The organism is Streptomyces sp. BE20 (genome assembly GCF_036322525.1).
In the GTDB taxonomy this organism is placed as follows: domain Bacteria; phylum Actinomycetota; class Actinomycetes; order Streptomycetales; family Streptomycetaceae; genus Kitasatospora.
This window is the reverse complement of record NZ_JAQYWW010000285.1, coordinates 1-308: the sequence shown is the minus strand read 5'-3', so window position 1 is coordinate 308 and position 308 is coordinate 1. Positions and strand designations below refer to the sequence as shown.

The following is a 308-nucleotide window of genomic DNA, read 5'->3' as shown; positions in this document are numbered from 1 at the left end:
TCAGGCGGGGTCGCTGCAGACGTTCGTCCAGGACGGCGGGGTGGCGCTCGACCTCGCCCCGCCCGACCTGCCCGGCGAGGGCGACCCCTCACAGCCCTCCGGTTATAGACGGGGGGGCCCGAGCGGGCCGTACGCGGAGCGCACCGACGCCGACTTCAGCACGATCTACCCGCTGGCAACCAACCACCCGCTGGTGTCCGCGCCACCGATGACCTCCGGCCGCACCAGCATGCACCCCAGGCCACCGACCCCCGAGGATCCGAGAACCCAGGTTTCAGTTGTCGTCGTCGGCGGCGGACCGCTGCCGC

The 308-nt window shown here is 72.7% G+C and carries 1 protein-coding gene; it reads left to right on the top strand.

Features of this window, described 5'->3' with window-relative positions; genetic code table 11:
• Positions 1-40: 40 nt before the first annotated feature.
• The coding region (locus PUR61_RS01605) for a hypothetical protein (protein WP_329874835.1) at positions 41-308 on the top strand (268 nt) is incomplete at its 3' end.